The sequence below is a fragment of the Kitasatospora sp. NPDC004240 genome (assembly GCF_053603215.1).
Genome location: NZ_JBSGFD010000407.1, coordinates 1 through 2,812 on the forward strand (window position 1 = coordinate 1; position 2,812 = coordinate 2,812).

At 77.8% G+C, this 2,812-nt stretch carries 2 protein-coding genes; both read left to right on the plus strand.

Annotated elements, in window-relative coordinates:
* The first annotated feature begins 77 nt into the window (after positions 1-77).
* The gene (locus ACWEQL_RS42045; RefSeq protein ID WP_452156840.1) at positions 78-2,207 is read left to right on the plus strand and encodes an ATP-binding cassette domain-containing protein; all 2,130 of its coding nucleotides are present in this window, start codon (positions 78-80) and stop codon (positions 2,205-2,207) included.
* A gap of 2 nt (positions 2,208-2,209) precedes the next feature.
* Positions 2,210-2,812, plus strand: a 603-nt coding sequence (locus tag ACWEQL_RS42050; RefSeq protein ID WP_452156842.1) for a hypothetical protein, incomplete at its 3' end; no start/stop codon positions are given.

Consider the following 2,812-nt stretch of genomic DNA (forward strand, 5'->3'; position numbering starts at 1 on the left):
CCCAGCGGAATACACTCTGTCCCTACCCGACGCTCGTCCGATCGCGCCGCCCCCGTCGGCGGCGCACGCCCACGGTGATGCAGCTGGAGGCCGTCGAGTGCGGGGCGGCGGCGCTCGCGGCCGTGCTCGGCGCGCACGGCCGCCAGATCTCCCTGGAGGAGCTGCGGGTGGCCTGCGCGGTCTCCCGGGACGGCGCGCGGGCCTCCTCGATCGTGCGGGCGGCGCGCTCCTACGGGATGGAGGCGCGGGGCCTGCAGACCGATCTGGGCGGGCTGGCCACCGTCCCGCTGCCGGCGGTGCTGTTCTGGGAGTTCAACCACTTCGTGGTGTACGAGGGCCCGGCCGGCCGCACCGGCCGGGGCGGGCACTGGATCAACGACCCGGCCACCGGCCGGCGCCGGATCTCCACCGCCGAGCTGGGCGCCTCGTACACCGGGATCGCCCTGACCTTCCGGCCCGGGCCGGACTTCCGCCGCGGCGGCGCCTGTCCCCGGGTGTTGCGCGAGCTGGTCGCCCGGTGCCGGGACCGCCGGGCGCTGGCCCTGGTCCTGCTGGCCGGGGTGCTGCTGGTGCCGGCCGGCGTCGCCGTGCCGGCCGCCGTCCGGGTGCTCGTGGACGGCGTCCTGGCGGGGCGTCCGGACGACGACTCGGTCGGCGCGGCGCTCCGGTCGCTGCTGGCGCTGGCGGCGGCCCTGGCCGGGCTGACCTGGCTGCAGCAGCGCCAGCTGCTGAACGCCGAGTCGGCCACCACCGTGGACACCGGCGCGGGCTTCGTCCGCCGGCTGCTGCGGCTGCCCACGGGCTTCTTCGGGCAGCGCGATCCGGCCGACCTCGCCGGGCGGCTGGCGATGAACGAGGACGCCGCGCAGGTGCTGGCCCGGGACGTGGTCGCGGCGGCGATCAGCACCGCGCTGATCCCGCTGTACGCGCTGCTGCTCTGGCGGCACGACCCCGCGCTCACCGCCCTCTGCCTCGGCTTCGCGGTGCTGGACGTGGCCCTGCTGCACCTGGTGCTGCGCCGGCGGCGGGACGGCGTGGCCCGGCTGCGGGCCGACCGCGCCGCGCTGACCGCGGCCTCGTTCAACGGGCTGCGCTCGATCGAGACGCTCAAGGCGAACGGCTGGGAGGGCCACCACTTCGCCCGCTGGTCGGGCCTGCAGGCGACGCTGCTGACCGGCGCGCAGCGGATCGGCGCCCAGGGCGCCCTGCTGACGGCCGGGGTCACGCTCTCCGCCGGGCTCGGCGGGGCACTGCTCCTGCTGGTCGGCGGGCTGCGGGCGGTGGACGCGCGGCTGACCGTGGGCACGCTGGTGGCCTTCCAGGCGCTGGCCGCCGGGTTCACGGCGCCGGTCGCCCAGCTGGTCAGGTTCGGCCCGCGGGTCCAGGACCTGGCCGCCGACCTGGAGCGGCTGCGGGACGTCGAACGCCACCCCGAGGACCCGGTGTTCGCCCGGCCGGCGCCGCCCCCGGACGCCCCGGCCGGCCCGCCCGCGGGCGAACTGCGGCTCGACGGCGTCGGTTTCTCGTACCACCCGCAGGGCGAGCCGCTGCTGCGGGACATCTCCTTCCGGGCCCGGCCCGGCGAGCGGATCGCGCTGGTCGGCGCCACCGGCAGCGGCAAGTCGACCGTCGGACGCCTGATCGCCGGCCTGTACGCGCCCACCGCCGGCCGGGTCACCCTGGACGGCGTCGACTGCCACCGGCTGCCCAGGGCGGCCCGGGCCGCCGGCCTCGCCGTGGTCGACCAGGACGTCCTGCTCTTCGGCGGCACCGTCCGCGACAATCTGACGCTCTGGGACCCGACCGTGCCCGACGAGACCCTGCTCGCCGCGCTGCGCGACGCCGACGTCCTCCGGGAGGTGATGGAACGGCCCGGCGGGCTGGACGCCGTGGTCGCCGACGGCGGCCGCAACTTCTCCGGCGGCCAGCGCCAGCGCCTGGAGATCGCCCGGGCGCTGGTCGGCTCGCCCGCCCTGCTGGTCCTCGACGAGGCGACCAGCGCGCTGGACGTCGAGACCGAGCGGACCGTCGACCTGAACCTGCGCCGGCGCGGCTGCGCCTGCGTGATCATCGCCCACCGGCTCTCCACGGTCCGGGACAGCGACCGGATCCTCGTCCTGGACCGCGGCCGGATCGTCCAACGCGGCCGGCACGACGAGCTGATGGCGGTCGCCGGGCACTACCGCGACCTGGTCCTGGAGGGATGACGATGACGCTGAGGACCTCGGTCACCCCGGCCGCCCGCACCACGGTGCTGGCCGGCGGCGACCGGACGTGGACGGTGGAGACCGGCGAGGCGCACGTGTTCGCCGGACGCCCGGGGCCGGACGGCGCCGGGGTGCGGGGGCGGCTGCACTTCGTCACCCGCCTGACCGCCGGACAGGCCCTGTCCGGCACCGATCCGGCGGACGGCTGCGTGCTCGTCCTCCAGACCCTGCCGGGCGGCCGCGTCCGCACCGCCGCGACCGGTGACCCCGACACCGTGCCCCTCCCGGCCCTGCTCGCCGGCCTCGCCGTCCTCCGCACGGCACTGCCCGAACGGGCGGCGCCCGCCGACCGGATGGTTCTGCCCGACCGGGCGGCGCTCGCCACTCCCGCCGATCGGGCGGCCGTACGGGCGGCGCAGCACCGGGTGGTCGCCGCCCTCGGCGCGTGGATCGAACGCACCGACGCGGCGGGAGCGCACCGGTGGGCGGAGCGCCGGGCCGCCGCCCGGCACGCCGAGGCACAGGCCGAACACCTCCTGCGCACCCTGCCCGCACCCGACGCCCGACCCGCCGACCCGGCACCCGACGCCCGACCCGCCGCGGCC

Bases quoted from the DNA above. Each gene is read 5' to 3' on its own strand.
- ACWEQL_RS42045 (WP_452156840.1), top strand. From the start codon at position 78: ATGCAGCTGGAGGCCGTCGAGTGCGGGGCGGCGGCGCTCGCGGCCGTG.